The sequence below is a fragment of the Micrococcus sp. KBS0714 genome (assembly GCF_002008305.4).
Classification (GTDB): domain Bacteria; phylum Actinomycetota; class Actinomycetes; order Actinomycetales; family Micrococcaceae; genus Micrococcus; species Micrococcus luteus.
Map to the genome: position 1 here is coordinate 1,010,717 of NZ_CP042169.1, position 23,800 is coordinate 1,034,516.

Here is a 23,800-nt window from a genome sequence, read left to right on the forward strand (position 1 = left end):
CTGGACGGACACCGGCACCCGTAGCTCAGTCGGTCAGAGCATCTCGTTTACACCGAGAGGGTCGGGGGTTCGAGTCCCTCCGGGTGCACCGATCGCGGGGCCGTGACATGGCGTGACACCCCGCCCCGTCATGTCGCTGGCCCGCCGAGCGCGTGTGAGACCATGCTCACCATCATGAGCTCCTCGACAGAGTCCTTGCGCGCCCCCGTTACGCCCTCGCGGTGGGCCGAGGTGCGCTCCGGCGTCGCCGTGACGCTGGGCGCCGGCCTCGGCCTGTTCCCGCTGGGCATGGCCTTCGGGATGCTCGTGGTCCAGGCCGGGCTGCCCGCGTGGGTCGCACCCCTGTTCTCCGTGGTCGTGTTCGCCGGGTCCGTCGAGCTGCTGCTCGTCTCGCTGGTGGTGGCGGGCACCCCGCTGCTCACGATCGCCGTGACGGTGTTCCTGGTGAACTTCCGCCACGTGTTCTATGCGTTCAGCTTCCCGCTGCGCGTGGTCCGGGGGCGCTTCGCGCGGATCTACTCGATGGGCGCCCTGATCGACGAGGCCTACGCCATCGCCGCCGCCCGGCCTCGCGGCTGGACCGGCCCCCGACTGGTCGCCATGCAGGTCGCGCTGCATGCGTACTGGGTGCTCGGGGGCCTCGCCGGGGTGGCCGTGGCCTGGCTGCTGCCCGGACCGGTGGAGGGCCTGGAGTTCGCGCTCGTCGCCCTCTTCATCGTGCTCGCCATGGACGCCGCCCGCACGCGGGCCCAGCTGCCCCTCGTGCTGGCGGCCGCGGTCGCCGTCGGGGTGGCCCTGCTGCTGGCGCCGGCGCAGGTGCTCGTCGTCGCCTTCGCCCTCTACGCCGCGGTCCTGATCGCGTTCCACGTGCTCGCCGCACGCGGGACCGCCCTGCCGCTGCCCGAGCCCGTGCCCGTCACCGGACCGGTGCCCGTCGTCGCCGCGACGGGGGAGCGGGCCGGCACGGATGCCGAGCCCGGCGCCGGGGAGGACCCCCGATGACCGGCGCCGCGTACCTGGTGGCCGCGGCCGTCGTCGCGGGCCTCGTGACCTTCTGCCTGCGCGCGGTGCCGTTCGCCCTGCTGCAGCCGTTGCGGGAGTCCGTGCTCGCCGCGCGGCTGGCGGTGTGGATGCCCGCCGGCGTGCTGACCATCCTGGCCCTGGTGATGCTGCTCGACGCCGCGGCGCTGGCCCCCGGAGAGCCCGTGGACGGGACGCGGGTGGCCCACGCGCTGTTCGCGGCGGCGGTGACCGTCGTCGTGCATCTGCTGGCCGGGCGGCGGACCCTGGTCTCGATCGCCGCCGGCACGCTGGCCTACGTGCTGTTGGTCAACCTGGCCTGACCGGCGGCGGGGCGGGCTCGCCCAGGCGTTCGGCCCATGCGCGGCTCGCCGCGGCGAGGCGCCGGCCGTAGGCGGTGACCCCGTCGGACAGCGTCCCGGCGTTGTAGAGCGTCCCCGCCCGGGCGATCCCCTCCGCGGAGAGGTCGCCGCGCAGGTGACCGCGCAGGATCTCCAGCCCGAAGGCCAGGTTGTCCTCCGGCTCCCACAGGTGGAGACCGCGCTCCGCCGCCTGCGCGAAGTACGGCGGCCACGTGATCTGCGCGGGCCCCACGCCGTTGGACGTCTCCCCCTGCGCCACCCGGGCCACGAGCTCCTCATAGCGCTCCCGGGTCACGAGGACGTCCGTCCCGCGCGGGGCGCTGTGCACGCCGCCGGCGTCGTGCCCGAAGACGTTCCGGCCACCGGACTCGAGCTCGGCCAGGGCCGCCGCCACCGCGAGGGGAACGTCCGCCCGGCGTGCGGCGGCCACGATCGCCGCGGCGTTGTCGAGGTGTCGGCCGAGCGTCGCCGGCGGGTCGGAGGAGCGGTCGCGGGCGGAGCGGCGGGTGAGGAGGTCGCGGAGCAGGCCCATCGGCCCACCCTCCCGCATCCCGGGTTGAGTTGTCGCGGGTGACGGGCCCGCGCACCCGCGACAACTCAACCCGGGATGCGGGGCAGGGGCCGGGCGGCGGCGCGTCGTCGGCGTCCGGGGCGCACTAGGGTGGAGCGCATGTCCGCGACCCCCCTCGGCTTCTGGAAGCTGCCCGCACGTCCCGACGGCGCCGCCCGTCACCTCGCCGTCATCACCGGGGGCGAGGCGCAGCAGACCATGCTCTTCCTCCAGGACGGGCAATGGTCCATCCTCGCCCTCTTCCAGGACGAGCTGGCCGGCAAGGCCGCCGCCCGCACCCTGGACGCGCTCCTGCAGTCCGTCACCTGTCTGCGCATGGGCGGCCGTGACGTCCTCGACGGTGCCGACACCCCGCGGCCCGGTATCGAGTGGGCCGGCTACGACCGCGAGTTCGAGGAGGCCGACGTGGCCGAGCAGCGCGACGTCGAGCCGCGCGGCCGGATCTGGATCCTCCCCGCCACGGACGGCGCCTCCGTCGGCCTCAAGCTTCCCGGGCACCGCCGGTACGACGACGCCGTCGCCCAGTTCGCCGACGTCGACGCGGCGCGTGCCGCCGTCGCGGCGATCGACGAGCTCCTGGGCGTCGGCCCGCGCGGCTGAGCCGGCCGGCGTTCGTCGGCCCGGGGTCGTGACCGTTCGCCTCCCAGGGTTCACCTGCTGTTCACCCGGCTGCGCTGCCGGGCCCGGCTTCCTCGTCCGCCGCCCACCCATAATGGTGTGAAGAGCACAGGCCGCGGCCCGCCTCCGTCGTACCGAGGAGGGGACGGGCGGGCACGGTGACGCACCCAGTGAAGGAGACGGTCCATGGAGCTGCTGCAGCCCGACGCCCCCCGCGAGAACCTGCGCGAGTTCATCGACAAGCTGCGCGACGGCGGCTACACCGTCTCGGACGGTCACACCAACGATCCCGACCTGATCGATCCGCAGGGCCGTGCCGTGGAGACGTGGAAAGAGGACTACCCGTACGAGACGCGCATGACGCGCGAGGAGTACGAGCTGGAGAAGTACCGCCTGCAGATCGAACTGCTCAAGCTGCAGTACTGGGGCGAGGACACCGGCCAGCGCCACATCATCGTCTTCGAGGGCCGCGACGCCGCCGGCAAGGGCGGCACCATCAAGCGCTTCACCGAGCACATGAACCCCCGCACCGCCCGCGTCGTGGCCCTCAACAAGCCCTCGGACCGCGAGCTCGGCCAGTGGTACTTCCAGCGCTACATCCAGCACTTCCCCACGGCGGGCGAGATCGTGCTGTTCGACCGCTCGTGGTACAACCGCGCCGGCGTCGAGCGCGTGATGGGCTTCGCCACGGACGAGCAGTACCGCCGCTTCATGAACCAGGTGCCGCTGTTCGAGAAGATGCTCGTGGACGACGGCATCCACCTCACCAAGTTCTGGTTCTCCGTGACACAGACCGAGCAGCGCACGCGCTTCGCGATCCGCCAGATCGACCCGGTCCGCCAGTGGAAGCTCTCGCCCATGGACCTCGAGTCCCTGGACCGCTGGGAGGCGTACACGGAGGCCAAGGAGGCCATGTTCCTCCACACGGACACGGACCACGCCCCGTGGATCTCCATCCGCTCCAACGACAAGAAGCGGGCCCGCCTCAACGCGATGCGCTACTTCCTGTCCCAGTTCGAGTACGAGGGCAAGGACCACGAGGTCGTCGGCACCCCGGACCCGCTGATCGTGCGCCGCGGCCGCGACGCCGTGGGGGACTGACCGCGGTCGACGTAGGCTGGGGGCGGGTCCGTGTCCGGCACGGCCCGTCCCACCGTCCGAGCCACAGGAGGCCCCCGCGATGACCGAGCAGACCACCACCGTCCCCGTCGGCGCCGCCGACATCGGCGTCACGGGACTGGCGGTGATGGGCGCGAACCTCGCGCGCAACTTCGCCCGCCACGGCTACACGGTGGCCCTGCACAACCGCAGCCGGGCCCGCACGGACCAGCTCGTGGCCGAGCACGGTGACGAGGGCGCGTTCGTGGCGACGGAGACGCTCGCCGAGCTCGTGCAGTCCCTCGCCGTGCCGCGCCGGGTGCTCATCATGGTCAAGGCGGGCGCCCCCGTGGACGCCGTCATCGACCAACTCGTCCCCCTGCTGGACGAGGGCGACATCGTCATCGACGCCGGCAACTCCCATTTCGAGGACACCCGCCGCCGCGAGGCGGCCCTCGCCGAGAAGGGCCTGCACTTCGTGGGCGTCGGTGTCTCCGGCGGCGAGGAGGGTGCCCTGCACGGTCCGGCGATCATGCCCGGCGGTCCGGAGAAGTCCTACGAGGCCCTCGGCCCGATGCTCGAGAAGATCGCCGCGCAGTTTGAGGGGGAGCCGTGCTGCGCCTGGGTCGGCACGGACGGCGCCGGCCACTACGTGAAGATGGTCCACAACGGCATCGAGTACGCGGACATGCAGGTCATCGGCGAGGCCTACGACCTGCTGCGCCGTGTGGGCGGCCTCGAGCCCGCCGAGCAGGCCGAGGTGTTCACGGCGTGGAACCAGACCGACCTGGCCTCCTACCTCATCGAGATCACGGCCGAGGTGCTCGCGCAGGTGGACGCGGCCACGGGCCGCCCGCTCGTGGACGTGATCGTGGACGAGGCCGGGCAGAAGGGCACCGGCCGCTGGACCGCGATCTCGGGTCTCGACGTCGGCTCCCCGGTGGCCGCGATCGCCGAGTCCGTCTTCGCCCGCTCGCTGTCCTCTCAGCGCGCGGTGCGCGAGGTCGCCCGTGAGACCCTCGCGGCCGGCGTCGACGAGGAGGCGCAGCGCGCCCCGCAGGACACGGACGCGTTCGTGGAGGACGTGCGCCAGGCGCTGTTCGCCTCCAAGCTCGTGGCCTACGCGCAGGGCATGGACATGCTCGCGGCCGCCGCCGAGGAGTACGGCTGGTCGCTGGACCTGGGCACCATCGCCTCGCTGTGGCGGGACGGCTGCATCATCCGCGCCGACCTGCTCGACGTGATCATGCAGGCCTTCGGCGGCCGCGACACCTCCCGCCATCCGGCGCCGGGCACCCGCGCCCCCGGCCAGCCGCTCAACCTGCTCTTCGCCCCCGAGTTCGCCCAGGCGATCGCCGAGGCCCTGCCGGCCTGGCGCCGCGTGGTCGGCACCGCCGTCGCCGCGGGCGTGCCGGTGCCGGTGTTCTCCTCGGCCCTGGCGTACTACGACGGCCTGCGGGCCGACCGCCTGCCGGCCGCCCTCGTGCAGGGCCAGCGCGACTACTTCGGCGCCCACACCTACCTGCGCGTCGATCGCGAAGGTTCCTTCCACACGCTGTGGTCCGGCGACCGCACCGAGGTGGACGGCGAGGGCGTGCCCGTCGTCATGCCGCAGCCGACCGAGGGCGACCCCACGCAGGACTGACCCGGCGTGGACCCGGCCCTCAGATCCAGAGGGCCGGGTCCACGTACTCCGCGGGGTCCACGAGCGGCTTGCCCTCGGACGGGCCCTTGCGCGGTCGGACGGTGGCCGGCACGCCGGTGGCGATCGCGTCGGCGGGGGTGTCCTTCACGACGACGGCGTTGGCGCCCACCGCCGTTCCCTCCCCGATCTCGACGGGTCCGAGGATCTTGGCGCCGGCCCCCACCACGACGCCGTCGCGCAGCGTGGGGTGCCGCTTCACCTTGGCCAGGGAGCGGCCGCCGAGGGTGACCCCGTGGTACAGCATCACGTCGTCGCCGATCTCCGCGGTCTCGCCGATCACGACGCCCATGCCGTGGTCGATGAAGAACCGACGACCGATCGACGCGCCGGGGTGGATCTCGATGCCCGTGGCCGCGCGCGTGACCTGCGAGAGCACGCGCGCGGGCATCTTCAGCCGGTCGTGCCGCCACATCCGGTGCGCGACGCGGTGCGCCCACACGGCGTGCAGACCCGAGTAGACGAGGGCCACCTCGAGGTCACCGCGCGCCGCCGGGTCATGGCTGCGGACGGTCGCGATGTCTTCCTTGATGCGGGAGAACAGTCCCACGGGCGGCCCCTTCGGGTCGGTGCGGTCGGTGAGCGGGCGGCGGTCAGCCGCGGATGTCCTCGAAGAGGGCGGTGGAGATGTAGCGCTCGCCGAAGTCACACACGATGGCGACGATCAGCTTGCCCTCGGACTCGGGCTTGGCGGCCTCCTTGAGGGCGGCCGAGATGATCGCGCCGGTGGAGATGCCGCCGAGGATGCCCTCCTCGGTCCCGAGCCGACGGGCGGTCTCGATGGACTCCTCGAAGGTGGCCGGGTAGACCTCGTCGTAGAGGTCGGTGTCCAGGATCTCCGGCACGAAGTTCGCGCCGATGCCCTGGATCTTGTGCGGGCCGGCCTGGCCGCCGGAGAGGATGGGGGAGTCGGCCGGCTCGACGGCGATGAGCTTCACGTCCGGCTTCTGCTCGCGCAGGTACCGGCCCGCGCCCGTGATGGTGCCGCCGGTGCCGACGCCGGCGATGAACACGTCCACGGCGCCCTCGGACGCGTCCCAGATCTCCGGGCCGGTGCCCGTGTAGTGGGCCTGGACGTTGGCCTGGTTCGCGAACTGCTGGGCCCAGATGGAGTTCGGGGTGCTGCGGACGATCTCCTGGGCGCGCTCGAGGGCGCCGCGCATGCCGTCTGCGCCGGGGGTCAGCACGATCTCGGCGCCGAATGCCTTGAGCATCACGCGGCGCTCGGTGGACATGGTCTCCGGCATGGTCAGGATCACGCGGTAGCCGCGCGCCGCGCCGACCATGGCCAGGGCGATGCCGGTGTTGCCGGAGGTGCCCTCCACAATGGTGCCGCCGGGGCTCAGCTCGCCGGCCGCCTCCGCGGCGTCGACGATGGCGGTGCCGATGCGGTCCTTCACCGAGTTGGCCGGGTTGTAGAACTCGACCTTCACGGCGACGTCACCGGGCAGGTCCTTCGCGAGGCGGTTCAGCCGGACCAGGGGCGTGCCGCCGACCGCCTGGGTGATGTCGTCGAGGATGCGGGCCATGGTGATACCTCCGGGGGTGGTGCGCGTCGGGGCGCGGGCGATCGAGTGGGTGTTCCTGCGTCAGGCTATCGAGCCGCGGCGCCGCTCAAGCGTCCACGAGCCACGCGGAGTAGTTCCGGCGCACCTTCGCGAGCTTCGGATCGATGACCACACGGCAGTATCCGTTGGAACGACGCCGCGCATAGAAGTCCTGGTGAATATCTTCGGCCGGGTGCCACGCGGACGCCGGCTCGACGCGTGTGACGATGGGGCTGTCATAGTTCTCCTGCGCCCGGGCGATCTCGTCCGCGAAGAACCGGGCCTCGGCCTCGTCGTGGGCGAAGACGGCCGAGCGGTACTGGGTGCCGACGTCGGCCCCCTGGCGGTTCAACGACGTGGGGTCGTGGCCGGTGAAGAACAGGTCCATGATCACCTCGGGCGGCACGACGGCGGCGTCGAAGCGTACACGGACCGCCTCGGCGTGGCCGGTGGTCCCGGTGCACACGGACTCGTAGCTCGGGGCGGGGTCGTCGCCTCCGGTGTAGCCGGACTCGACGGCCAGCACGCCCCGCACGCGACGGTAGACGGCGTCGAGGCACCAGAAGCAGCCGCCGGCGAGCGTCAGCTCGCGGACGTCGGCGGGCGCGCCGGAGGCGCCGAGGGGCTCGGTACGGGGGAAGTCGGTCATGGCAGGCACAGCAACGCGGCCCGCGCTTTTCATTCCCGACGACGCCGCCCCGTGCCCTCACCCAGGGCCGCCGGGTCGTGCGCGCCCGGGCCGGGTGGGCCATCATGGCCGGTATGACCGTGTCCCGTCCCGCCGTCCCCGCCTCGCCGGAGCATGCCCTGGCCCCGCCGACGCTCGGGCAGGTCCTCGAGGTCGTCGAGGGGCTGTGGCCGCGGGAACTGGCGGAGCCGTGGGACGCCGTCGGGCCGGTGGCCGGGCGCCCGGAGGCGCCGGTGCGGACCGTCCTGTGGGCGCTGGACCCCGTGCAGGCCGTGGCCGACGAGGCCGTCGCCCGCGGGGCCGACCTCGTGGTCACCCACCACCCGCTCCTGCTGCGCGGGACCTCGTCCGTCGCCGCCGTCGGGCATGCCGCCGCCAAGGGACGCCTGCTGCACACCCTGATCGAGCACCGCATCGCCCTGCTCGCCGCGCACACCAACGCCGACGCCGTCGTGGGCGGCGTCTCGGACGTGCTGGCCCGTGCCGTCGGCGTCACCGGAGCGCTCTCGCCCCTGACGGCCTCCGCCGCCGGCACCGGGGCCGAAGGCATCGGCCGGGTGGGCGACCTGCCCGAGGAGACCGACCTGGCCGCCTTCGCCCGGGCCGTGCACGCGGCGCTGCCCGCCACGGCCGGCGGCGTGCGCGTGGCGGGCGGCCCCGCCCAGCGCATCCGCCGCGTCGCCGTGTGCGGCGGTGCCGGAGACAGCCTCTTCGACGCGGTCCGCGCGTCCGGCGCGGACGTCTACGTGACCGCCGATCTGCGCCACCACCCGGCCTCGGAGGCCCGGGAGACGGCAGCGTCGGGGGATGGGCGTCCCGCGCTCGTGGACGTCTCGCACTGGGCGAGCGAGTCCCTGTGGCTCGAGCACGGCGCCCGCGCCCTGGAGGCCGCCCTGGTGGAGCGGGGACTGGGCGTCACCACCCTGTTCTCAGATCACCGCAGCGACCCCTGGGACTTCCTGGTCGGGGGAGAGCGGGCCGACGAGGGGAGTCGCGCATGAGTGAGGTCACCGCACCGCCGGCCGTCCAGGCCCGGCTGCTGGAGCTCCAGGAGCTCGACACGGCCCTGGACCAGGCCCGCGCCGCCGTCCATCGGCTCCAGGCGGACCCGGAGCACGCCCGGCTGCGCGCCCGTGCGCAGGAGTTCGAGGAGGCGCTGCCCGGTCTGCAGGACGCCGCCCGCACCGCCGACCGGGCGGGGGCCGAGGCCACCGAGAAGGCCGCCGCCACCCGCGCCCGTCGGGACCGGACCCGGGAGCGGCTCGAAACGGGCCAGGGCGGGCCCAAGGAGCTGCAGGCCATGCAGCACGAGGACGACACGCTCACCGCACTGCTCGATGACCACGAGGCCGCGGCCCTCGAGGCCATGGAGGCCACCGACGCCGCCGAGTCCCGGCTCTCGAAGGGCCACGCCGCCCTGGAGCGGGCGCGGGCCGAGGTCGAGGCCCGCGCGGCGGAGGTGCGCCGCGAGGGGCAGGCCGTGACCCAGCGTGGCCGGGACCTCATCCAGCGCCGGGCGGCGTTGGCCGCGGAGTTCCCCGCGTCGTTGCTGGCCCTGTACGAGCAGGCGCGGGAGCGCAACGGCGGCATCGGCGCGGCCCGGCTCGTCGGGAACCGGTCCGCGGCCGCGGGCACGGAGCTGTCGCCCGCGGAGGTCGCGCGCATCCGGGCCCTCCCGCCGGCCGCCGTCGCCCGCTGCCCCGAGTCCGGCGCCATCCTCATCCGGGACTGACCCCGGGCCCCGCCCCCGGCGCGATCAGTAGAGTGGGGGGCCGCGTCGGACGGCGCGATCACGGACACGAGGAGGCGCACGGTGAGCGGACGAGTCCTGCAGGTGGAGGCCGACGGCGGGTCGCGGGGCAACCCCGGCGTCGCCGGCTATGGTGCCCTGGTGCGCGACCCGGCCACGGGCGAGATCCTCCGGACCGACGCCGCCCCGCTGGGGAAGGCGTCGAACAACGTGGCCGAGTACTCCGGGCTCGTGGCCGGGCTGCGGATGGCCCGGGACCTCGACCCGGAGGCCCGGGTGCACGTGCTGATGGACTCCAAGCTCGTGGTGGAGCAGATGTCCGGGCGGTGGAAGATCAAGCACGACGACATGCGACGCCTCGCGGCCGAGGCCCGGTCCGTGCTGCCCCCCGAGCGCGTCAGCTACGAATGGATCCCGCGCAACCGGAACAAGGACGCCGACCGCCTCTCCAACGAGGCCATGGACGCCGGCGCGCGGGGCGAGCAGTGGGACGCCGGCGCCTCAGAGGTGCCCGTTGCGGCTCCCGCGAAGGCGTCCACGACCTCCGCGTCGGCGGTGGCCGAGTCCGGCCTCGAGGCCGACGCGGACGTCCGGGCCGTGGAGGCGGACGGGCCCGACGCCGTCGCCTCGCCGGAGGATGCGACCCCGGCGCCCGCGCCCACGGGCCGGCTGCACCACGTGGAGATCTGGGTCGCCGACCTCGCGGCGGCCGAGGCGAGCCTCGGCTGGCTGTTCGGCGAGCTCGGCTACGTGCCGGGCGAGGGGTGGGCCGAGGGCCGGACGTACCAGGGGGCGGGGGAGTACCTCGTGCTCGAGGCCGGGCCCGACGTCGCCGCGGGCGCCCACGAGCGCACCCGCCCGGGCCTGAACCACCTGGCCTTCCGGGCCGGATCGCGCGCCCGCGTGGACGAGCTCACCGCCGCCGCGCGCGACCGGGGGTTCCGCCTGCTCTTCGAGGACCGCCACCCGCACGCCGGGGGACCGGACCACTACGCCGCCTACCTCGAGACCGCGGACGGCTTCGAGGTGGAGCTGGTGGCCGTCGAGGACTGAGGCCGCGTCCGGGCAGACCGCGCCTCGCCCGGGGTCACCCCTCGGGCAGGATCACCCGCAGCGCGCCGGGCTTCGCGCCGGACGGCCGGGCCAGCTCGACCTCCCAGCCGTGGCCGTCCCCGGCCCGCGCGACCACGTCCGCGACGCGCTCCAGCGTCGAGGTCTCCCGCGCCCCCGCCTCCAGCAGCGCGCGGGCCACGAGGCCGCGGGTGTGCTTGGCGAAGTGTGAGACGACGGTCCGCTCGCCGTCGCGCAGCTGGAACACGTCGACCGCGAGGGTCCGCTCCGCCGGTGCCCGCCACTGGGCCGCGTAGCCGCCGGAGCGGCAGTCGACGACGGGCCCGCCGTCCCGTGCGGCGAGCGCGTCGAGGGCGGGGGTCAGGACGGGGCGCCAGTGCGCGGCCAGCCCGGGCAGCCCCGGCAGCTTCGCGCCGACGGGCAGCCGGAAGGCGGGGATCCGGTCCGCCAGCGCGGTGGCGCCGAACAGCGCGGAGAAGACCAGCACGGACGCGCGGGCGCGGCGCTTCGCCGCCGCGGACAGGGAGGCGTGGTCGAGCGCATCGAAGAGCACGCCCGTGAACACCCGGTGACCGGGCGCGGCAGGGGCCGAGGCCAGGCGCGTGTTCGCCTCGACCTCGCCGGTGAGCGACGCCCCGACGCCGAGAGCCGCCAGGGCATCCGGGGCGGCCGAGACCGCGGCGAGCCGCGTGAGCAGGTCCGCGCGGGCGCCCGTCACCGCGGCGTCATCGGCCAACGCGAGGGCATCGAGGTCGAGCGGGGCCCCGGAGCGGGGCGCGGTCTTGCCCTCGGAGGGCGGCAGCAGGATCAGCACCGGGCCAGCCTAGCCAGGCGCCCCGGGCCGACGTCGTCGTCCGGACCTGGCACAGTGGTGGGGTCCGCACAGCCGCCCCGCATCCCAGGAGTCGCCCGATGACCGCCATGAACGTGTTCGGCGTGGTGTACCCGTTCGTCCTGCTCGTGATCGCGGCCGCCGTGTGGCTCGGGATCCGCTCCAGTGGGCGGGAGCGCACGCACGCCTCGGCCGTGGAGCAGCGCCTGCGGGAGCGCACCTTCACGGGGCAGGACCGGGTGACGCTCGAATGGCCGCGGGACCGGCGACGCCCGAGCCTGGCGAAGGTCGTCTCGATCGGCGAGTCGTACGGGTACCGCCTGCTGGACAAGCGGGAGCGCGAGCACGTGGTGGAGCTCGAGTTCGAACGGATCCTCGACGACGAGGGGTTCTGACCCCAGCCGGGGGCCGTGAGGCGGGACGGACCGGCTGTAAGCCGGGTTCTGTGCCTCGCGCGCGTTGCCCCGCGCGAGGTGACGGCCATCCATCTGGGCCCGCCATCGCTGACGGGCTCGAGCGGCCAACCCGGACGCTGGGGCGAGCAGCCCTCGTGACGCGTCCTGTTCGGCCTTGCACCGGATGGGGTTTACCGAGCCGGCCCCGTCACCGGGGCCGCTGGTGGTCTCTTACACCACCCTTTCACCCTTACCGCCGCGCACACGGCGCGGAGGCGGTCTTCTCTCTGTGGCACTGGCCCGCGGGTCGCCCCGGGTGGATGTTGTCCACCATCCTGCTCTGTGGTGCCCGGACTTTCCTCGCACCCCCCGCAGGGGCACGCGGCCGTCCGCCGATCCGTCCCGACCGACCAGTGTACGCCCCGTCGCGACCGCAGGGCCGCTCCGGACGTGTCCTCGCCTAGAATGGCGGAGTCCGCCGACAACGAGGTCGGGGGATGGGGCCTGCCCAGGACGGCCCCGCCAGGTTTCAAGGAAGGACTCCCGTGGCAGACACCGCCTCGACCCAGACCCCCGAGTGGAACACGCAGCAGAAGCTCGCGGAGAAGATGGTCCCCCTGCTGGGCACCCTGTACCGCGAGCACAACGTGGTCACCTCGATCTACGGGCGCTCCCTCGTGAACCGCGGCGTGATCGACATCATCAAGGCCCACCGCTACGCCCGCCGCGTGCAGGAGGCCCCGCTGAGCGTCGAGTCCACCTACCCCCTGGTCGAGGCCATGGCTGCGATGGACCTGGGCGCCGCCACCATCGACCTGGCCGAGCTGGCCGCCAAGCACAAGGCCTCGGGCCAGGACGTCCAGGCCTTCCTGGACGCCGAGCTCGCCGAGGTCAAGGGCAAGGCCGGTGAGGGCCTGGGCGAGACCCAGGACGTCGTGCTCTACGGCTTCGGTCGCATCGGCCGCCTGCTGGCCCGCATCCTCCTCGACCACGCCGGCGGTGGCTCCAAGCTGCGCCTGCGTGCCGTCGTCGTGCGCAAGAACTCGGAGGACGACCTGATCAAGCGCGCCTCCCTGCTGCGCCGCGACTCGATCCACGGCCCGTTCGACGGGACGATCGTGGTGGACGAGGACCGCGACGTGATCACCGCCAACGGCACCGAGATCCAGGTCATCTACTCGAACGACCCGACCACGGTGGACTACACCTCCTACGGCATCAAGGACGCGCTGGTCGTCGACAACACCGGTCGCTGGCGCGACGACGAGGGCCTGTCCCAGCACCTGCAGGCCAAGGGCGCCGCGAAGGTCCTGCTGACGGCCCCGGGCAAGGGCGAGATGAAGAACATCGTGTTCGGCGTGAACTCGGACGACATCACGCCCCAGGACACGATCGTCTCGGCGGCCTCCTGCACCACCAACGGCATCACCCCGGTGCTCAAGGTCATCCAGGACGACTACGGCATCGACCACGGCCACGTGGAGACCGTGCACGCCTACACCAATGACCAGAACCTCGTGGACAACTTCCACAAGGGCGCCCGTCGTGGCCGTGCCGCCGGCATGAACATGGTGCTCACCGAGACCGGCGCCGCCAAGGCCGTGGCCAAGGCCCTGCCCGAGCTCAAGGGCAAGCTCTCCGGCAACGCCATCCGCGTCCCCACCCCGGACGTGTCCATGGCCATCCTGAACCTGGAGCTGACCACGCCCACCTCGGTGGAGGAGCTCAACGCCCGCCTGAAGCAGGAGTCCCTCACCGGCCCCCTGCGCGGCCAGGTCGGCTACGTGGACTCCCCGGAGGTCGTGTCCACCGACTTCGTCGGCTCGGACCGCGCCGGCGTCGTGGACGGCCTGGCGACCCTCGTGAACAACGACGGCAAGAACGCCATTCTCTACGTCTGGTACGACAACGAGTATGGCTACTCGCACCAGGTGATCCGCGTGGTGGAGAAGATGGCGGGCCAGCAGGTCCCCGCCTTCCCGCAGGCCTGACCCGCCGATGACCGACGGCCCGTCCCCGCGGAGGGGACGGGCCGTCGTCGTGTGCCGACCGGGTCGGACGTGGAGCCGAGGCTCAGGCCTCGTCGTCCCCGTGGTCGCCGTCGGGGCCGTGCTCGTGGTCTTCGTGGTCGTCGGCGTCGTGGCCGAAGGGGTCCTCGTCCGTGCCGGGCAGCCACGTCACACCGGGCACGTTCAGACGCTCGGCCCGCTGCGCGCGCTTCCAGCGCCGCTGCCATTTGCCCTCGAGCCGGTTCACGTAGAGGGTGCCGTTGAGGTGGTCGTACTCGTGCTGCATGATGCGCGCGAACCAGCCCTCGGCCTCGAACTCGAACATCTCGCCGTCCACGCGCTGGCCGGACAGGCGCACGCGGGTCGGGCGCTGCAGGGGGAAGCCGAGCCCGGGCACCGAGAGGCAGCCCTCGGTGTGCTCGTCCGGGTGCGGCTCCTCCCGCGGCGCCTTGTCCAGGTGGGTCAGCACGGGGTTGATCACGTGGCCCACGTTCGGCGCGTCGCCGGAGTCCGGGAACGTCCACGTGAAGATCCGCAGCCCGACCCCGACCTGCGGGGCGGCCAGGCCCACGCCGTGCGCGGCTTCCTGCGTGACGTACATGTCCTCGATCAGCTCGCGGATCTCGTCGTCGATCACCTCCACCTCGGCCGCGCGCCTGTGCAGCACGGGCTCGCCGTAGACGGTGACGGGACGGATGGAGGCCATGGCACTGCGCTTCCCGGCCCGGGCTGCGGGCCTGCGTGGGTAGGAGGACGGGGGAGTCCCCAGCCTACCGCCGGGGACACCACGACGACGGCGGTCATTCCGCGGCGAGGGCCTCCAGCGCATCCGGGTCCAGCAGCGTCACCCGCGGGCCCTCGATGGCGATCAGGCCGTCGTCGGCGAGGCGGCGCAGCCCACGGCTGAACGCCTCGGGGGTGGTGCCCAGCAGCGAGGCGACGTCCTTCTTCGGCGCGGCCAGCACCACGACGAGGTCGGCCTCGTCCCGAAGGGCCGGCAGGCCGAGCAGATGTCCGGCGATCCGCGCGGTGACAGGCTGATGCTCCCGGGCCAGCCGTTGTTCAGCCTCGGCCAGGCGGACGGCCAGCGTCCGCATCACGCGTCCCCCGATGCCCGGATGCTCGGCCAGGAGTCGGGCGACCTCGGCGTGGGAGAAGGTGCACAGGCGGGTCGCGGCCACGGCGCGCGCCCCGTGCCGGGCCGGCTCGCCCGTGAGGAACTCGTGCTCGCCCACGGAGTCGCCGGGCTCGACCATCCGCACCACGCGTTCCCGGCCGGTCGCTGAGCCGAGCGTCAGCGCCAGGCGGCCGCTGTGCACGACGCACAGGCGGTCCGTGCGGTCACCGGCCAGGTGCAGGGCATCGCCGGCCTCGAGCACGAGCGGCCGCGCCAGGGCGGAGACCCGGCGCAGCTGCTCCAGATCCAGCCCGGTGAACAGCGGGACCCGGGCCGCGCACGGCTCTGGTTCGTCCATGGGGGCGAGGGGCAGGTCCATACGCACGCCATCAGCCTCCCACACGGCGGCTTGACCGCGGTCAAGGCGGGCCCGCCGTCTCCTTCGTAGCGTCAGTGACATCCCCGGAGGCCGGGGATCGGACCGGGCACCCGCCCGTCCGCTCAGCCTCATCGGCGGCCGCGCCGGTGACGACCCACAGGAGTGACCATGACCGCCACCACGCACATCCTGCTCCGCGCCGAGGGCTTCAGCTGCCCCTCGTGCGTCCGGAAGATCGAGAAGGCCCTCGACGCCCTGCCCGGCGTGACCGGCGCGCAGGTCCACTTCGAGACCCAGCGCATCGAGGTCGACCACGACCCGCAGACCACCACTGCCCAGGACCTCGTCGAGGCCGTCGCCAAGGTCGGCTACACCGCCCGGCCGTCGGCCTTCTGACACCGCCCCGCCCCCGACGAACGGAGTCCGCCATGTCCACCCCCGCCGTCACACGTCCGGGCCGCCCTCGTGCCCGGTTCGCGTTGTCCCGCCGCTGGCGGCGCCCCGTGGTGGCCGGCCTGCTGATCGCCGTCTCGCTCGTGCTGGCGCCCGAGCAGCTGGCCCACGGGACCGGACACCTCGTGGCGGCGGGCCTGATGCTCGCCGCCGCCGTCGTGGCCGGCCTGCCGATCGCGCGCGACGCGATCGCCGCCCTGCGGGTGAAGACCGTCGGCATCGACCTGCTCGTCGCCACCGCCGCGATCGGCGCGTCACTGCTCGGCAATTTCTGGGAGGCCGCCGCGGTGACCTTCCTCTTCGCCCTCGGCCACGCCCTCGAGGACGCGACCCTGTCTCAGACTCGCTCGGCGCTCGCGGACCTCGTCTCCACGGCGCCCGAGACCGCCGTCGTCGTGGACGCAGACGGGACCCAGCGCACCGTGCCTGCCCACGAGGTGGCCCCCGGCGCGACCGTCCTCGTCAAGGCCGGCGCTCGGGTGCCGGTGGACGGCGTGGTGCTCACCGGGGTCGGCGCCGTGGACGAGGCATCCATCACGGGCGAGTCCATCCCGGCGGAGAAGACCGACGGTGACGCCATGTACGCGGGCACCGTCGCCACGGCCGGCCTGCTGCAGGTGCAGGCCCGGGGCGTCGGCGCCGACACCACGCTGGCGCGCATCATCCACCGCGTCGAGGCGGCGCAGGAGGCCCGTGCGCGGACCCAGCAGTTCATGGACCGCTTCTCCCGCTGGTACACCCCGGCGATCATGGTGCTGGCCTTCGCTACCGGCCTGATCACGCGGGACGTCCCCCTGGCCCTGACCCTGCTGGTCATCGGCTGCCCGGGCGCCCTCGTGATCTCCATCCCGGTCGCGATCGTGGCAGGGATCGGCCGCGGCGCCAAGGACGGCGTGCTCATCAAGGGAGGGGAGTTCCTTGAGCGCTCCGCGAAGGTCGACGCCGTCGCCGTCGACAAGACCGGCACCCTCACGTCGGGCACCCCCGAGCTGACAGACGTCGTCGCGTTCGAGCCCGGGGCCGAGGACGAGGTGCTGCGCTGGGCCGCACGGCTCGAGGCGGCCTCGGACCACCCGCTGGCCGCGCCGATCGTCGCGGCAGGCCGGGACCGCGGCCTGCTGGACGGCCCGCTGGCCACGGATGTGGACGTCGTCCTCGGCCGCGGGCTCACCGGAGAGGTGGACGGCCGCGTCGTCGCCGTGGGCAACGTGGCGATGCTGCGCGAGCGCGGCGTGGATCCGGCCGCGACCGACCGGGTCGAGACCGTCGCGGCCGAGCTCGCGGAGGCGGGCCGGACCCCGGCGGCGGTCGTCGTCGACGGCATCCCGCTCGGCGTCCTCGCCATCGCAGACACCCTCCGGCCCGAGGCCGCGGGCATGATCCGGGCGCTGCACGGGATCGGCGTCCGCGAGGTCGTGATGCTGACCGGCGACCATCCCGGCGTCGCGCAGGCCGTGGCCCGGCAGGTGGGCGTCGACGACGTGCGGGCGGGCCTGCTGCCCCAGGACAAGCTCGAGGCGATCGAGGCCCTGCAGGCCGAGGGCCGCGTCGTCGCGATGGTCGGTGACGGCGTCAACGACGCCCCGGCCCTGGCGACGGCGGACATCGGCGTGGCCATGGGCGCGGCCGGCTCCGGTGTGGCCATCGAGACCGCGGACATCGCCCTGATGGGCGACCGGCTCGAGCGGCTGCCGCAGGCGCTCGATCTGGCCCGGCGCACGGTGCGGGTGATGCGGCAGAACATCGCGATCTCCCTCGTCACCGTCGTGGCCCTGCTGGCCGGCGTCTTCGCCGGCGGCGTCACGATGGCCGTCGGCATGCTCGTGCACGAGGCGTCCGTGCTGCTGGTCATCGTGAACGCGATGCGCCTGCTGCGGCGCCCGGGTCAGCCCAGGTCCACGACCTCGAACTCGAGCAGGTCGGCGCCCGTGGCGACCGGCGCCGGGCGGCCGCCCTGCTCGGCGGCGTGAGCGGCGGGCATGCGCCCGTCCCGCCAGCGCCGGAAGTCCTCCTCCGACGCCCACGTCGTGACCACGAAGTAGCGGTCCTCGCCCGCGGTGGGCCGGAGCAGCTGGAAGCCCTCGAAGCCCGGCTCCTGGTCCACCGCGTGCTTGCGGGCGGCGAACCGCTTCTCGAGTTCCGGGCCGGCGCCCTCGGGGACGCTGATGGCGTTGATCTTCACGACGGACATGGGCTGGCCTCCTCGTCGGCGGGGGTGCGGCGTCGGGTCGACGCCCTCACCGGCCGACTCTACGCCAGGCAGCGGACCGGGGATCCGTCGAGCGGTTGATGCCCGGCGGCGTCGTCCCTGCGACGCTGAGCCGTGGAACCGGCCGCCGTGGGACCTCGGGCGGTCCCGCTCGCCATCATCGGCGACCTGCACTTGGACCTCACTGACGCGCAGTGGGTGAACAGCCTCTATGCCGTGCTGCTGGCCGCCCTGTTGCTCTCCACCGGCAACCTCGCGGACCGATGGGGTCGCAAGCGGCTCTTCCTCACCGGGTCCGCGCTGATCGCCCCGTATCCGCGCCGCCCTGCGGCACAACACCCCCTTTGTTGCTACCGTTTCGGTGTCCACTTCCACGCAACAGCGGGTGTCCGAGGTCGGTTGCTCCCCTTGGCATCGCACCGCAGATTGGTCGCCATGAACGACATGCACTCGCTGGGCCGACTGATCGCCCCAGCCCAGGAGCGGAACGGCTGGTCCCTCAGCGACCTCGCTGCCCGCGCCGACCGCGCGGGGTACGACATGAGCCACGCCAGCTTCGCGCGGCTCAAGTCCACCCCGGTCACCTCGATCAAGGGCGAGAACATCACGATGCTCGCGCTCGTGCTGAGGGCGCCCGTGGCCCACGTGGTCACCGCAGCGCTGGAGTCCATAGGAGTGGAGCTCGACTCGGCTCTTCACCCGTCGGTCCTCGACGTCGTTCAGGAATCCCCTGACCTATCGACGTATGACCAGGAGCTGCTCGCTGCAGTCCTGCGGGTCATGCTCGACCGACGTAGGACGGACCACCATGACGAGCGCGACCACGCAGACCAGGATCAGGACCGCGAGCGCGGCACGGCCGAGCGCGGGGGAGCGCGCGGCGGTGACGCTGGCGCTGAACAAAAGACCGCGGCGGCCGACGCGCCGGCCGACTTCGATCTGGCAGCACACCCCGACTTCGAGCTGACCCGCGACCGGCAGGCCCGGGAGTGGGGCGACGTCGGGGAAGAGAACCAGGACCCGGGCGACGAGGCCGGCGCATGAGCGCCAACACGAACTTCTTCACGTCGCAGCAGCCCGCCGCGGTCTTCAAGCTCAAGGTGCTGGAGGACTACCTCACACCGTGGGCCATGAAGGTTGCTAGCAAGGCCCCTCGGGAGGTGGCCTATGTCGATGGCTACGCCGGCGCGGGGCAGTACGACGACGCGCACAAGGGGTCGCCGCTCTACGCGGTGGACATCGCACGCAAGCTTGCAGCGCAGAACCGCATCATGCACATCCACCTCGTGGAGCGAGATAGGGCTCATGCGGAGACCCTCCGGCACGCGGTCGCCGCGCAGGGGCAGGGGGCCGGTCCCGTCTATCTGCACCACGGCGCCGTGGAGGAGCAGATCGACGCGATCCTCAACGACATCGGCACCCGCCCAGCTCTGTTCTTTCTCGACCCGTTCGGCACGGCCCTGCCGTACGACGTCGTCGCCTCGAAGCTGCTCCTGCGGCCAGCGCGGTCGACCGAGGTCCTCTTGAACTTCAGTCTCTCCACCGTGTGGCGCATCGGAGGGATCGTCCGGAAGGGAGCCTCCGCCTCAAGTGGCGAGACCGTCACCCTCCTCCGCGGTGACCGTTTTCTTGGTGGGCCGTGGTGGCGGGAGGTCTTCGCTGAGGCTCGGCGGCAGGCTGACGTGAGTGGCGACAGCTCCTCCGCCGCTACAGCCGCCTCCTACGTGGCGCGCGAGTACATGCAGCGCATGACCGGAGAGACCGCCCACAACGTCATCTCCGTCCCAATCCGCCGGACCCCGTCTGAGGGGCCGATCTTCACGCTGATGCTCTTCTACCAGCACTTCGCTGCGCCCATGCTCTTCGCTGACGCCGCGGCTCGGGCTCACAGGAAGTGGCGGCAGGTCAACTCCGAGAACTACTACCAGGGACTGCTCAACGACACCCAGGGGTCGCTCTTCGACCTGCAGGAGACGTTCGACCAGCAGGTGGTCGCAGAGCAGACCGACGTCAGAAACCGGGCCATCGCCGCTATCCAGACGAGGCTCTCGTCTCACCTCGGTCAAGGCCAGGCGGTGCGGATCTGCGACGACGTGCCCCACTGGCTAGGCGAACACCTCGGCACGGCAGGCGCCTCAGAGGTACGGCAGGCCATCAAGAATCTCCAGAAGGCCGGGATCGCCCAGGGCTACACCAAAGACATGGTGGATGGGCGCGCGGTCATCCTGCCAGCGCGGCGCGGGAGGTAGGCATCTCGTCCCAGGTGCGCCCCTCCAAGAGCCGCCCGTTGGCCTTAGGCGTCCGCCCACCCCACTGCTTGAAGAAGAACGCCACGTCGGCAGACACGCATTGGTCGCGGATGTCCTCCACCCAGGCCTGGTCCATGGGGCGATGGTTCGCACCAGACTCGCCGCCCGCGATGACCCAGTCGATGCCGGCCAAATCCAGATCCCGCAGGGGTCCGATGAGGGGCTCGCAGGAGAGGAACCGGACCGCTGCCGGCACCTCGCGGAGATGGTCGATGCGGCCCGTCACAGTCTCGTCCTCCACGGAGACGCCCATCCACAAGTTGGCCGGCCAGTCGAGGCGATCGGCTAGACGGGCCATCCGCAGTGAGCGCTTCGTCAGCGCCTGATATGTGTGCTGCGGCGTCTCGCGCATGACGTCGAAGATGTCCCGGATGAACCCCAACGGAACTTTGGCGTGGAAGAGATCGCTCATGGAGTTCACGAACACCACGCGCGGGGCCTTCCACGAGCGGGGCTGGCCCAGGGCCTTCGGATGGAGGGTGACGCCAAACCCGGGGCCGGACGTCACCGGGTTCCCATCGTTCTGGTACTTCTCAGCACCCATCGCCTTGAGCCGCTTGGCTAAGGTCAGCGCGTAGCAGTTGTCGCAGCCGGCCGCCACGCGGTCGCAACCGGTCACGGGGTTCCACGTCACCTCGGTCCACTCAATCGCTGAGGTGTTCGCCATCGCGATCGCTCCTTCCCTGGAAGACCTGCTCCAGTCGAACAGATGTTCGACCCTTTGTCACGCAGGCGCGCTCAGTCCACCACAGTCCAGCTCGTGCTCACCCATACCGTGTCCGTCCCCACAACGACGATGGTCGCATGTTCCACCCCTGGCGGGCGCTGCGCACGCTGACGCACGTCGTCGTGGTCTGGGCCCGCCCACACCCGACGGCGCCAGCCGCGACCGATGGCGCGACGGTGATCTGGCTCGACCCCCGCATGACGCAGGCCGAGCGGCGGTGCGCGCTCACCCACGAGCTCGTGCACCTCGAGCACGGCCACCGCGGCTGCCAGCCGCCGGCCGTCGAGCACGCCGTACGCGCGGCCGCGGCCCGGCAGCTGATTACGCTCGAGCAGCTCGCCGACGCCCTGCCTTGGTCCATGAGCCTGGACGAGCTCGCCGACGAACTGTGGGTGACCCCGCTCGTGCTTACCGACCGACTGGCCGGCCTCACCCGGACCGAGCGGGAGCATCTCGCCGCGTTGGCCACCGAGCACTCTGCCTGAGCGCCTGCTAGGCGGGGGCCATCGGCTAGGTCAGAATCAAGGCAACGCGCCGCGCAGGGCGCACCACCAAGGAGGGCGACATGGCGAAGACGACCAAGTACACGGCGGAAGTGTCAGAGGGGCGAGACGAGCTGCTCGACGGCAAGACGATCGCACGCCTACGCACCATCGCAGTGAAGAACCAGCGCGGCGAGACCGTACGGGAGCTCAAGGCCGCGGACAACGACGAGGACGTGCGCGCGAAGCTGCGCGCCGCGGGCTACACCCTCAAGGACTGGGCCGGCGGCACTACGCCCGCCACCCTGGAGCGTGGGCGCAACCCGCTCGTCGCGGGCTGCCTCTGGCCCCTCGTGGCCGTGATGGCACTGCTCGCGTGGGCAATCTTCTCTGCCTTCAACAACGCCAGCCCTGACGAGCCGGAGGAGTGGGACGCGAAGATTGCCTGCCAGACCCTCGTCAAGGAGAAGCTGCGCGCCCCCAGCACCGCCAAGTTCTCCCGCGAGACGGCATCCGGGGGGCCGAAGGCATGGACAGTGACCGGAGCGGTCGAAGCGGAGAACGCGTTGGGCGGCACGGTTGGGCACCGGTACTCCTGCTCGGTGACCTTTACCGGCGACGACGAGTACCGCGGAACGGCCACCATCACGGACCGCTGATCCCACGTACTACGTCCACCCCCGGGCGTACCGTCCCGACATGACCACCACCACCCAGGCGCCCGCGTGCGCCGGCCACCTGTCCGTTCGTGACCACATGGCGCTGCAGCTGTGGGGGCGGCGGTGGCGGCACGGGGCCGCGCGTGACCGGGCCGCTGAGCATCTGGTCGGGTTGCAGGGCACGGCGCTGGCGATGCGCGTGGCCACGCTCGCCGAGGACCCGGTGGCGATCGCCGCCTACCCGGTGATCACGCGGCGGGCCCGGGAGGCTCGGCAGACCCGCGAGCGCGCGGTACGGGTGCCAGCTGCTTAACGTGTCCGCCCCCTCGGGGAGCGTGGAGGCCGCGAAGGGAAGCGCAAGAGAGGCCCCGTCCAGCAGCCAGCTGGACGGGGCCTCTCGCTGCGCCAGGGGTCAGGCGCCGGGGGGAGGCTCCCAGCCGATCGCGTCGACCGCGGCACGCTGGGCGTCCAGCAGCAGGTGCGCGTACACGCGGGAGGTGGTCTGCAGCGACTCGTGACCGAGGCGGTGCTGGACGACCTGTGCGGGGACCCCATCCATGAGGGCCCACGAGGCGAACGTGTGCCGCAGGCTGTGCGGGGTCAGGTGCTTGGCGATCCCGGCGGCCGCGAGCGCCGGCTTCCAGTGGCGCTCGACGAAGTTCGTGCGGTGGATGACGCCGCCGCCGGGGACGGTCAGGAGGAACTCGTCGGCGGCACGGCCGGCGGCCAATGGCTCGAGTGTTTCGACGGCCCAGTCGGGGAGCATGATCGTGCGGCGGCCGCGGGCGGTCTTGGGGACGCCGAGGACGGCGCCCTCCTTGCCCTTCTTCCAGGCGCGGCGCACGTGGATGACGCTGGCTGCGACGTCGAGGTCGCGGACCTGCAGGGCGGTGGCCTCGCCCCAGCGGGCGCCGGTGACGAGCAGGACGATCAGCAGCGGCTGGTACGACTCGGATATGGCTGCGTAGAAGCGCGCCCACTCGGCTCGGCTGAAGATGCCGCGCTCCTCCTCGACGTCGTCGTCGGGCAGGTCGGCGCCGCGCGCGGGGTTGGCTGGCAGGATGCCCTCCTGGACGGCGAGGCCGAGGACCGCGGAGAGCAGGGCGTGCGCGTTGCGGACCGTCTTCGGAGACACCGTGGCCAGCGGCGGCTCGGGCCGCGGGGGAGTGGCGGCCGCGGCGCGGGCGGCGACCGCGCGCCAGCGGGCCGTGGGCTGCTGCAGCTGCCACCGGATCCACTCGGCCACCGTGCGGCGGTCGATCATGTCCACGGGCAGCTCGCCGAGGCGGGGCAGGAACGTGCGCGCGGCCTCTGCCTCGTACCCGGCCAGGGTGCCCGGGGTGCAGCGGAGCCCGCGGTGCTCGATGTACCGCGGGAAGAACTCGGCGAGCGTGGGCATGCCCGGGGCACTGTCCACCTGGGCCTCGAGGATCCGGCGGGCCACCGTGGGCCCCTGCCGCGGGTCCTCCACGATCGCCTTGACGCGCTGGGCGCCGGCCTCGCGGGCGAGGGCCGGCAGCCACTGGAACCGGCCGGCCTCGTAGAAGCCGACCCGGTACGTGGTCCGGCCGGCCTTGTTCGTGCGCGTCTGGATGGTAGCCAACGCATCTCTCCTGGTGCTCTCCGATGATGTGCGTACCCCGTGGGGACCGAGCACTACCCAACAGCACTACCAAGACGAGATAAGGCCCGGAATCATCCGCATGATTCCGGGCCTTACGGTGGGGTGAGCGACGGGGATTGAACCCGCGACCTTCTGGACCACAACCAGACGCTCTGCCGACTGAGCTACGCCCACCATG

General features: G+C 72.6%; 27 protein-coding genes, 2 tRNA genes and 1 other RNA gene. 18 read left to right on the forward strand and 12 right to left on the reverse strand.

Annotated elements, in window-relative coordinates; translation table 11 throughout:
* Positions 1-14 precede the first annotated feature (14 nt).
* From B1A86_RS04620 to B1A86_RS04630, 3 genes are all read left to right on the forward strand, one after another.
* Positions 15-88 (forward strand) — tRNA-Val (locus tag B1A86_RS04620).
* A gap of 86 nt (positions 89-174) precedes the next feature.
* Complete coding sequence (locus B1A86_RS04625; RefSeq protein ID WP_231866374.1) at positions 175-1,002, forward strand: AzlC family ABC transporter permease; 828 nt, start codon at positions 175-177, stop codon at positions 1,000-1,002.
* A complete protein-coding gene (locus B1A86_RS04630) occupies positions 999-1,343 on the forward strand; it encodes an AzlD domain-containing protein (protein ID WP_036312787.1) in 345 nt (114 codons plus the stop codon). The genes B1A86_RS04625 and B1A86_RS04630 overlap by 4 nt, the downstream gene beginning before the upstream one ends.
* Here the strand turns inward: B1A86_RS04630 and B1A86_RS04635 are convergent.
* Positions 1,330-1,914, reverse strand: coding sequence for a hypothetical protein (locus tag B1A86_RS04635; protein ID WP_063190369.1), 585 nt, complete (start codon positions 1,912-1,914; stop codon positions 1,330-1,332). The two genes, B1A86_RS04630 and B1A86_RS04635, sit on opposite strands and share 14 nt — an antisense overlap.
* A gap of 138 nt (positions 1,915-2,052) precedes the next feature.
* On the opposite strand from B1A86_RS04635, the gene B1A86_RS04640 reads away from it, so the two are divergent.
* From B1A86_RS04640 to gndA, 3 genes are all read left to right on the forward strand, one after another.
* Entirely contained in the window at positions 2,053-2,553 is a 501-nt protein-coding gene (locus tag B1A86_RS04640) for a hypothetical protein (protein WP_036312781.1), read from the forward strand.
* 204 nt (positions 2,554-2,757) lie between these two features.
* The gene (gene ppk2 / locus B1A86_RS04645; RefSeq protein ID WP_036340172.1) at positions 2,758-3,672 is read left to right on the forward strand and encodes a polyphosphate kinase 2; all 915 of its coding nucleotides are present in this window, start codon (positions 2,758-2,760) and stop codon (positions 3,670-3,672) included.
* Between the two features lie 79 nt (positions 3,673-3,751).
* Positions 3,752-5,314, forward strand: a complete 1,563-nt coding sequence (gene gndA / locus B1A86_RS04650) for an NADP-dependent phosphogluconate dehydrogenase (RefSeq protein WP_036340176.1) — start codon at positions 3,752-3,754, stop codon at positions 5,312-5,314.
* Positions 5,315-5,333: 19 nt separating this feature from the next.
* Here the strand turns inward: gndA and epsC are convergent, their stop codons facing one another.
* The 3 genes from epsC to msrA all read right to left on the reverse strand — a co-directional run bounded on the left by epsC (position 5,334) and on the right by msrA (position 7,567).
* Positions 5,334-5,921, reverse strand: coding sequence for a serine O-acetyltransferase EpsC (gene epsC, locus B1A86_RS04655; protein WP_036340179.1), 588 nt, complete (start codon positions 5,919-5,921; stop codon positions 5,334-5,336).
* 43 nt (positions 5,922-5,964) lie between these two features.
* Positions 5,965-6,900 carry a cysteine synthase A gene (gene cysK / locus B1A86_RS04660; protein ID WP_078026068.1) on the reverse strand — a complete coding sequence of 312 codons (936 nt, stop codon included), beginning with the start codon at positions 6,898-6,900 and terminating at the stop codon, positions 5,965-5,967.
* Positions 6,901-6,985: 85 nt separating this feature from the next.
* Positions 6,986-7,567 (reverse strand): peptide-methionine (S)-S-oxide reductase MsrA, encoded by a 582-nt coding sequence (gene msrA / locus B1A86_RS04665; protein ID WP_078026069.1) that lies wholly within the window; start codon positions 7,565-7,567, stop codon positions 6,986-6,988.
* A 113-nt stretch (positions 7,568-7,680) separates the two neighbouring features.
* On the opposite strand from msrA, the gene B1A86_RS04670 reads away from it, so the two are divergent.
* From B1A86_RS04670 to B1A86_RS04680, 3 genes are all read left to right on the forward strand, one after another.
* A complete protein-coding gene (locus tag B1A86_RS04670) occupies positions 7,681-8,607 on the forward strand; it encodes a Nif3-like dinuclear metal center hexameric protein (protein WP_123243925.1) in 927 nt (308 codons plus the stop codon).
* Positions 8,604-9,338: a zinc ribbon domain-containing protein gene (locus tag B1A86_RS04675; RefSeq protein WP_078026070.1), complete on the forward strand. Its 735-nt coding sequence runs from the start codon at positions 8,604-8,606 to the stop codon at positions 9,336-9,338. The genes B1A86_RS04670 and B1A86_RS04675 overlap by 4 nt, the downstream gene beginning before the upstream one ends.
* A gap of 81 nt (positions 9,339-9,419) precedes the next feature.
* Positions 9,420-10,409 carry a reverse transcriptase-like protein gene (locus B1A86_RS04680; RefSeq protein ID WP_078026071.1) on the forward strand — a complete coding sequence of 330 codons (990 nt, stop codon included), beginning with the start codon at positions 9,420-9,422 and terminating at the stop codon, positions 10,407-10,409.
* Positions 10,410-10,443: 34 nt separating this feature from the next.
* Here the strand turns inward: B1A86_RS04680 and B1A86_RS04685 are convergent, their stop codons facing one another.
* Entirely contained in the window at positions 10,444-11,241 is a 798-nt protein-coding gene (locus tag B1A86_RS04685) for a YaaA family protein (RefSeq protein ID WP_078026072.1), read from the reverse strand.
* A 98-nt stretch (positions 11,242-11,339) separates the two neighbouring features.
* On the opposite strand from B1A86_RS04685, the gene B1A86_RS04690 reads away from it, so the two are divergent.
* Positions 11,340-11,654: a hypothetical protein gene (locus tag B1A86_RS04690; RefSeq protein ID WP_002856827.1), complete on the forward strand. Its 315-nt coding sequence runs from the start codon at positions 11,340-11,342 to the stop codon at positions 11,652-11,654.
* Between the two features lie 21 nt (positions 11,655-11,675).
* Here the strand turns inward: B1A86_RS04690 and rnpB are convergent.
* An RNA gene (rnpB, locus tag B1A86_RS04695) (RNase P RNA component class A) lies at positions 11,676-12,055 on the reverse strand.
* 144 nt (positions 12,056-12,199) lie between these two features.
* Here rnpB and B1A86_RS04700 point away from each other — a divergent pair.
* Positions 12,200-13,645, forward strand: coding sequence for a glyceraldehyde-3-phosphate dehydrogenase (locus tag B1A86_RS04700; protein WP_010078885.1), 1,446 nt, complete (start codon positions 12,200-12,202; stop codon positions 13,643-13,645).
* Between the two features lie 82 nt (positions 13,646-13,727).
* Here B1A86_RS04700 and def read toward each other — a convergent pair whose 3' ends face one another.
* Complete coding sequence (gene def / locus B1A86_RS04705; protein ID WP_078026073.1) at positions 13,728-14,369, reverse strand: peptide deformylase; 642 nt, start codon at positions 14,367-14,369, stop codon at positions 13,728-13,730.
* 94 nt (positions 14,370-14,463) lie between these two features.
* The gene (locus B1A86_RS04710) at positions 14,464-15,138 is read right to left on the reverse strand and encodes a Crp/Fnr family transcriptional regulator (protein ID WP_241246559.1); all 675 of its coding nucleotides are present in this window, start codon (positions 15,136-15,138) and stop codon (positions 14,464-14,466) included.
* 189 nt (positions 15,139-15,327) lie between these two features.
* Here B1A86_RS04710 and B1A86_RS04715 point away from each other — a divergent pair, with 189 nt between their 5' ends.
* Both B1A86_RS04715 and B1A86_RS04720 read left to right on the forward strand, forming a co-directional pair.
* Positions 15,328-15,555: a heavy-metal-associated domain-containing protein gene (locus B1A86_RS04715; protein ID WP_078026075.1), complete on the forward strand. Its 228-nt coding sequence runs from the start codon at positions 15,328-15,330 to the stop codon at positions 15,553-15,555.
* A 32-nt stretch (positions 15,556-15,587) separates the two neighbouring features.
* Positions 15,588-17,582: a cation-translocating P-type ATPase gene (locus tag B1A86_RS04720; RefSeq protein ID WP_240938510.1), complete on the forward strand. Its 1,995-nt coding sequence runs from the start codon at positions 15,588-15,590 to the stop codon at positions 17,580-17,582.
* Here the strand turns inward: B1A86_RS04720 and B1A86_RS04725 are convergent.
* Positions 17,498-17,803, reverse strand: coding sequence for an antibiotic biosynthesis monooxygenase (locus B1A86_RS04725; protein ID WP_044659105.1), 306 nt, complete (start codon positions 17,801-17,803; stop codon positions 17,498-17,500). The two genes, B1A86_RS04720 and B1A86_RS04725, sit on opposite strands and share 85 nt — an antisense overlap.
* Before the next feature lie 132 nt (positions 17,804-17,935).
* On the opposite strand from B1A86_RS04725, the gene B1A86_RS11910 reads away from it, so the two are divergent.
* Together B1A86_RS11910 and tcmP are read left to right on the forward strand one after the other, a co-directional pair.
* Entirely contained in the window at positions 17,936-18,865 is a 930-nt protein-coding gene (locus tag B1A86_RS11910) for a hypothetical protein (RefSeq protein ID WP_371705214.1), read from the forward strand.
* Positions 18,862-20,070, forward strand: coding sequence for a three-Cys-motif partner protein TcmP (tcmP, locus tag B1A86_RS04740; protein WP_078026076.1), 1,209 nt, complete (start codon positions 18,862-18,864; stop codon positions 20,068-20,070). Before B1A86_RS11910 ends, tcmP begins: the two co-directional genes overlap by 4 nt.
* Here the strand turns inward: tcmP and B1A86_RS04745 are convergent.
* Positions 20,042-20,797, reverse strand: a complete 756-nt coding sequence (locus B1A86_RS04745; protein WP_010078876.1) for a DUF5131 family protein — start codon at positions 20,795-20,797, stop codon at positions 20,042-20,044. The genes tcmP and B1A86_RS04745 overlap by 29 nt on opposite strands.
* A gap of 137 nt (positions 20,798-20,934) precedes the next feature.
* On the opposite strand from B1A86_RS04745, the gene B1A86_RS04750 reads away from it, so the two are divergent.
* The 3 genes from B1A86_RS04750 to B1A86_RS04760 all read left to right on the forward strand — a co-directional run bounded on the left by B1A86_RS04750 (position 20,935) and on the right by B1A86_RS04760 (position 22,311).
* Positions 20,935-21,342 (forward strand): ImmA/IrrE family metallo-endopeptidase, encoded by a 408-nt coding sequence (locus B1A86_RS04750; protein ID WP_010078875.1) that lies wholly within the window; start codon positions 20,935-20,937, stop codon positions 21,340-21,342.
* Positions 21,343-21,422: 80 nt separating this feature from the next.
* Entirely contained in the window at positions 21,423-21,998 is a 576-nt protein-coding gene (locus B1A86_RS04755) for a hypothetical protein (RefSeq protein WP_010078874.1), read from the forward strand.
* A gap of 40 nt (positions 21,999-22,038) precedes the next feature.
* The gene (locus tag B1A86_RS04760) at positions 22,039-22,311 is read left to right on the forward strand and encodes a DUF3263 domain-containing protein (protein ID WP_010078873.1); all 273 of its coding nucleotides are present in this window, start codon (positions 22,039-22,041) and stop codon (positions 22,309-22,311) included.
* A 99-nt stretch (positions 22,312-22,410) separates the two neighbouring features.
* On the opposite strand, the gene B1A86_RS04765 is transcribed toward B1A86_RS04760, so the two are convergent.
* Positions 22,411-23,601, reverse strand: coding sequence for a site-specific integrase (locus B1A86_RS04765; RefSeq protein ID WP_078026077.1), 1,191 nt, complete (start codon positions 23,599-23,601; stop codon positions 22,411-22,413).
* Between the two features lie 119 nt (positions 23,602-23,720).
* A tRNA-His gene (locus tag B1A86_RS04770) sits at positions 23,721-23,796 on the reverse strand.
* Positions 23,797-23,800 lie beyond the last annotated feature (4 nt).

Excerpts from the sequence above, each read along its gene's own strand:
- B1A86_RS04675 (WP_078026070.1), top strand. The coding sequence starts at position 8,604 with ATGAGTGAGGTCACCGCACCGCCGGCCGTCCAGGCCCGGCTGCTGGAG.
- cysK (WP_078026068.1), bottom strand. The coding sequence starts at position 6,900 with ATGGCCCGCATCCTCGACGACATCACCCAGGCGGTCGGCGGCACGCCC.
- B1A86_RS04725 (WP_044659105.1), bottom strand. The coding sequence starts at position 17,803 with ATGTCCGTCGTGAAGATCAACGCCATCAGCGTCCCCGAGGGCGCCGGC.
- ppk2 (WP_036340172.1), top strand. The coding sequence starts at position 2,758 with ATGGAGCTGCTGCAGCCCGACGCCCCCCGCGAGAACCTGCGCGAGTTC.
- B1A86_RS04715 (WP_078026075.1), top strand. The coding sequence starts at position 15,328 with ATGACCGCCACCACGCACATCCTGCTCCGCGCCGAGGGCTTCAGCTGC.
- B1A86_RS04625 (WP_231866374.1), top strand. The coding sequence starts at position 175 with ATGAGCTCCTCGACAGAGTCCTTGCGCGCCCCCGTTACGCCCTCGCGG.
- tcmP (WP_078026076.1), top strand. The coding sequence starts at position 18,862 with ATGAGCGCCAACACGAACTTCTTCACGTCGCAGCAGCCCGCCGCGGTC.
- B1A86_RS04640 (WP_036312781.1), top strand. The coding sequence starts at position 2,053 with ATGTCCGCGACCCCCCTCGGCTTCTGGAAGCTGCCCGCACGTCCCGAC.
- B1A86_RS04750 (WP_010078875.1), top strand. The coding sequence starts at position 20,935 with ATGTTCCACCCCTGGCGGGCGCTGCGCACGCTGACGCACGTCGTCGTG.
- B1A86_RS04720 (WP_240938510.1), top strand. The coding sequence starts at position 15,588 with ATGTCCACCCCCGCCGTCACACGTCCGGGCCGCCCTCGTGCCCGGTTC.
- B1A86_RS04760 (WP_010078873.1), top strand. The coding sequence starts at position 22,039 with ATGACCACCACCACCCAGGCGCCCGCGTGCGCCGGCCACCTGTCCGTT.
- B1A86_RS04635 (WP_063190369.1), bottom strand. The coding sequence starts at position 1,914 with ATGGGCCTGCTCCGCGACCTCCTCACCCGCCGCTCCGCCCGCGACCGC.
- def (WP_078026073.1), bottom strand. The coding sequence starts at position 14,369 with ATGGCCTCCATCCGTCCCGTCACCGTCTACGGCGAGCCCGTGCTGCAC.
- B1A86_RS04690 (WP_002856827.1), top strand. The coding sequence starts at position 11,340 with ATGACCGCCATGAACGTGTTCGGCGTGGTGTACCCGTTCGTCCTGCTC.
- msrA (WP_078026069.1), bottom strand. The coding sequence starts at position 7,567 with ATGACCGACTTCCCCCGTACCGAGCCCCTCGGCGCCTCCGGCGCGCCC.
- B1A86_RS04630 (WP_036312787.1), top strand. The coding sequence starts at position 999 with ATGACCGGCGCCGCGTACCTGGTGGCCGCGGCCGTCGTCGCGGGCCTC.
- B1A86_RS04755 (WP_010078874.1), top strand. The coding sequence starts at position 21,423 with ATGGCGAAGACGACCAAGTACACGGCGGAAGTGTCAGAGGGGCGAGAC.
- B1A86_RS04745 (WP_010078876.1), bottom strand. The coding sequence starts at position 20,797 with ATGGCGAACACCTCAGCGATTGAGTGGACCGAGGTGACGTGGAACCCC.
- B1A86_RS04710 (WP_241246559.1), bottom strand. The coding sequence starts at position 15,138 with ATGGACGAACCAGAGCCGTGCGCGGCCCGGGTCCCGCTGTTCACCGGG.
- B1A86_RS04670 (WP_123243925.1), top strand. The coding sequence starts at position 7,681 with ATGACCGTGTCCCGTCCCGCCGTCCCCGCCTCGCCGGAGCATGCCCTG.
- gndA (WP_036340176.1), top strand. The coding sequence starts at position 3,752 with ATGACCGAGCAGACCACCACCGTCCCCGTCGGCGCCGCCGACATCGGC.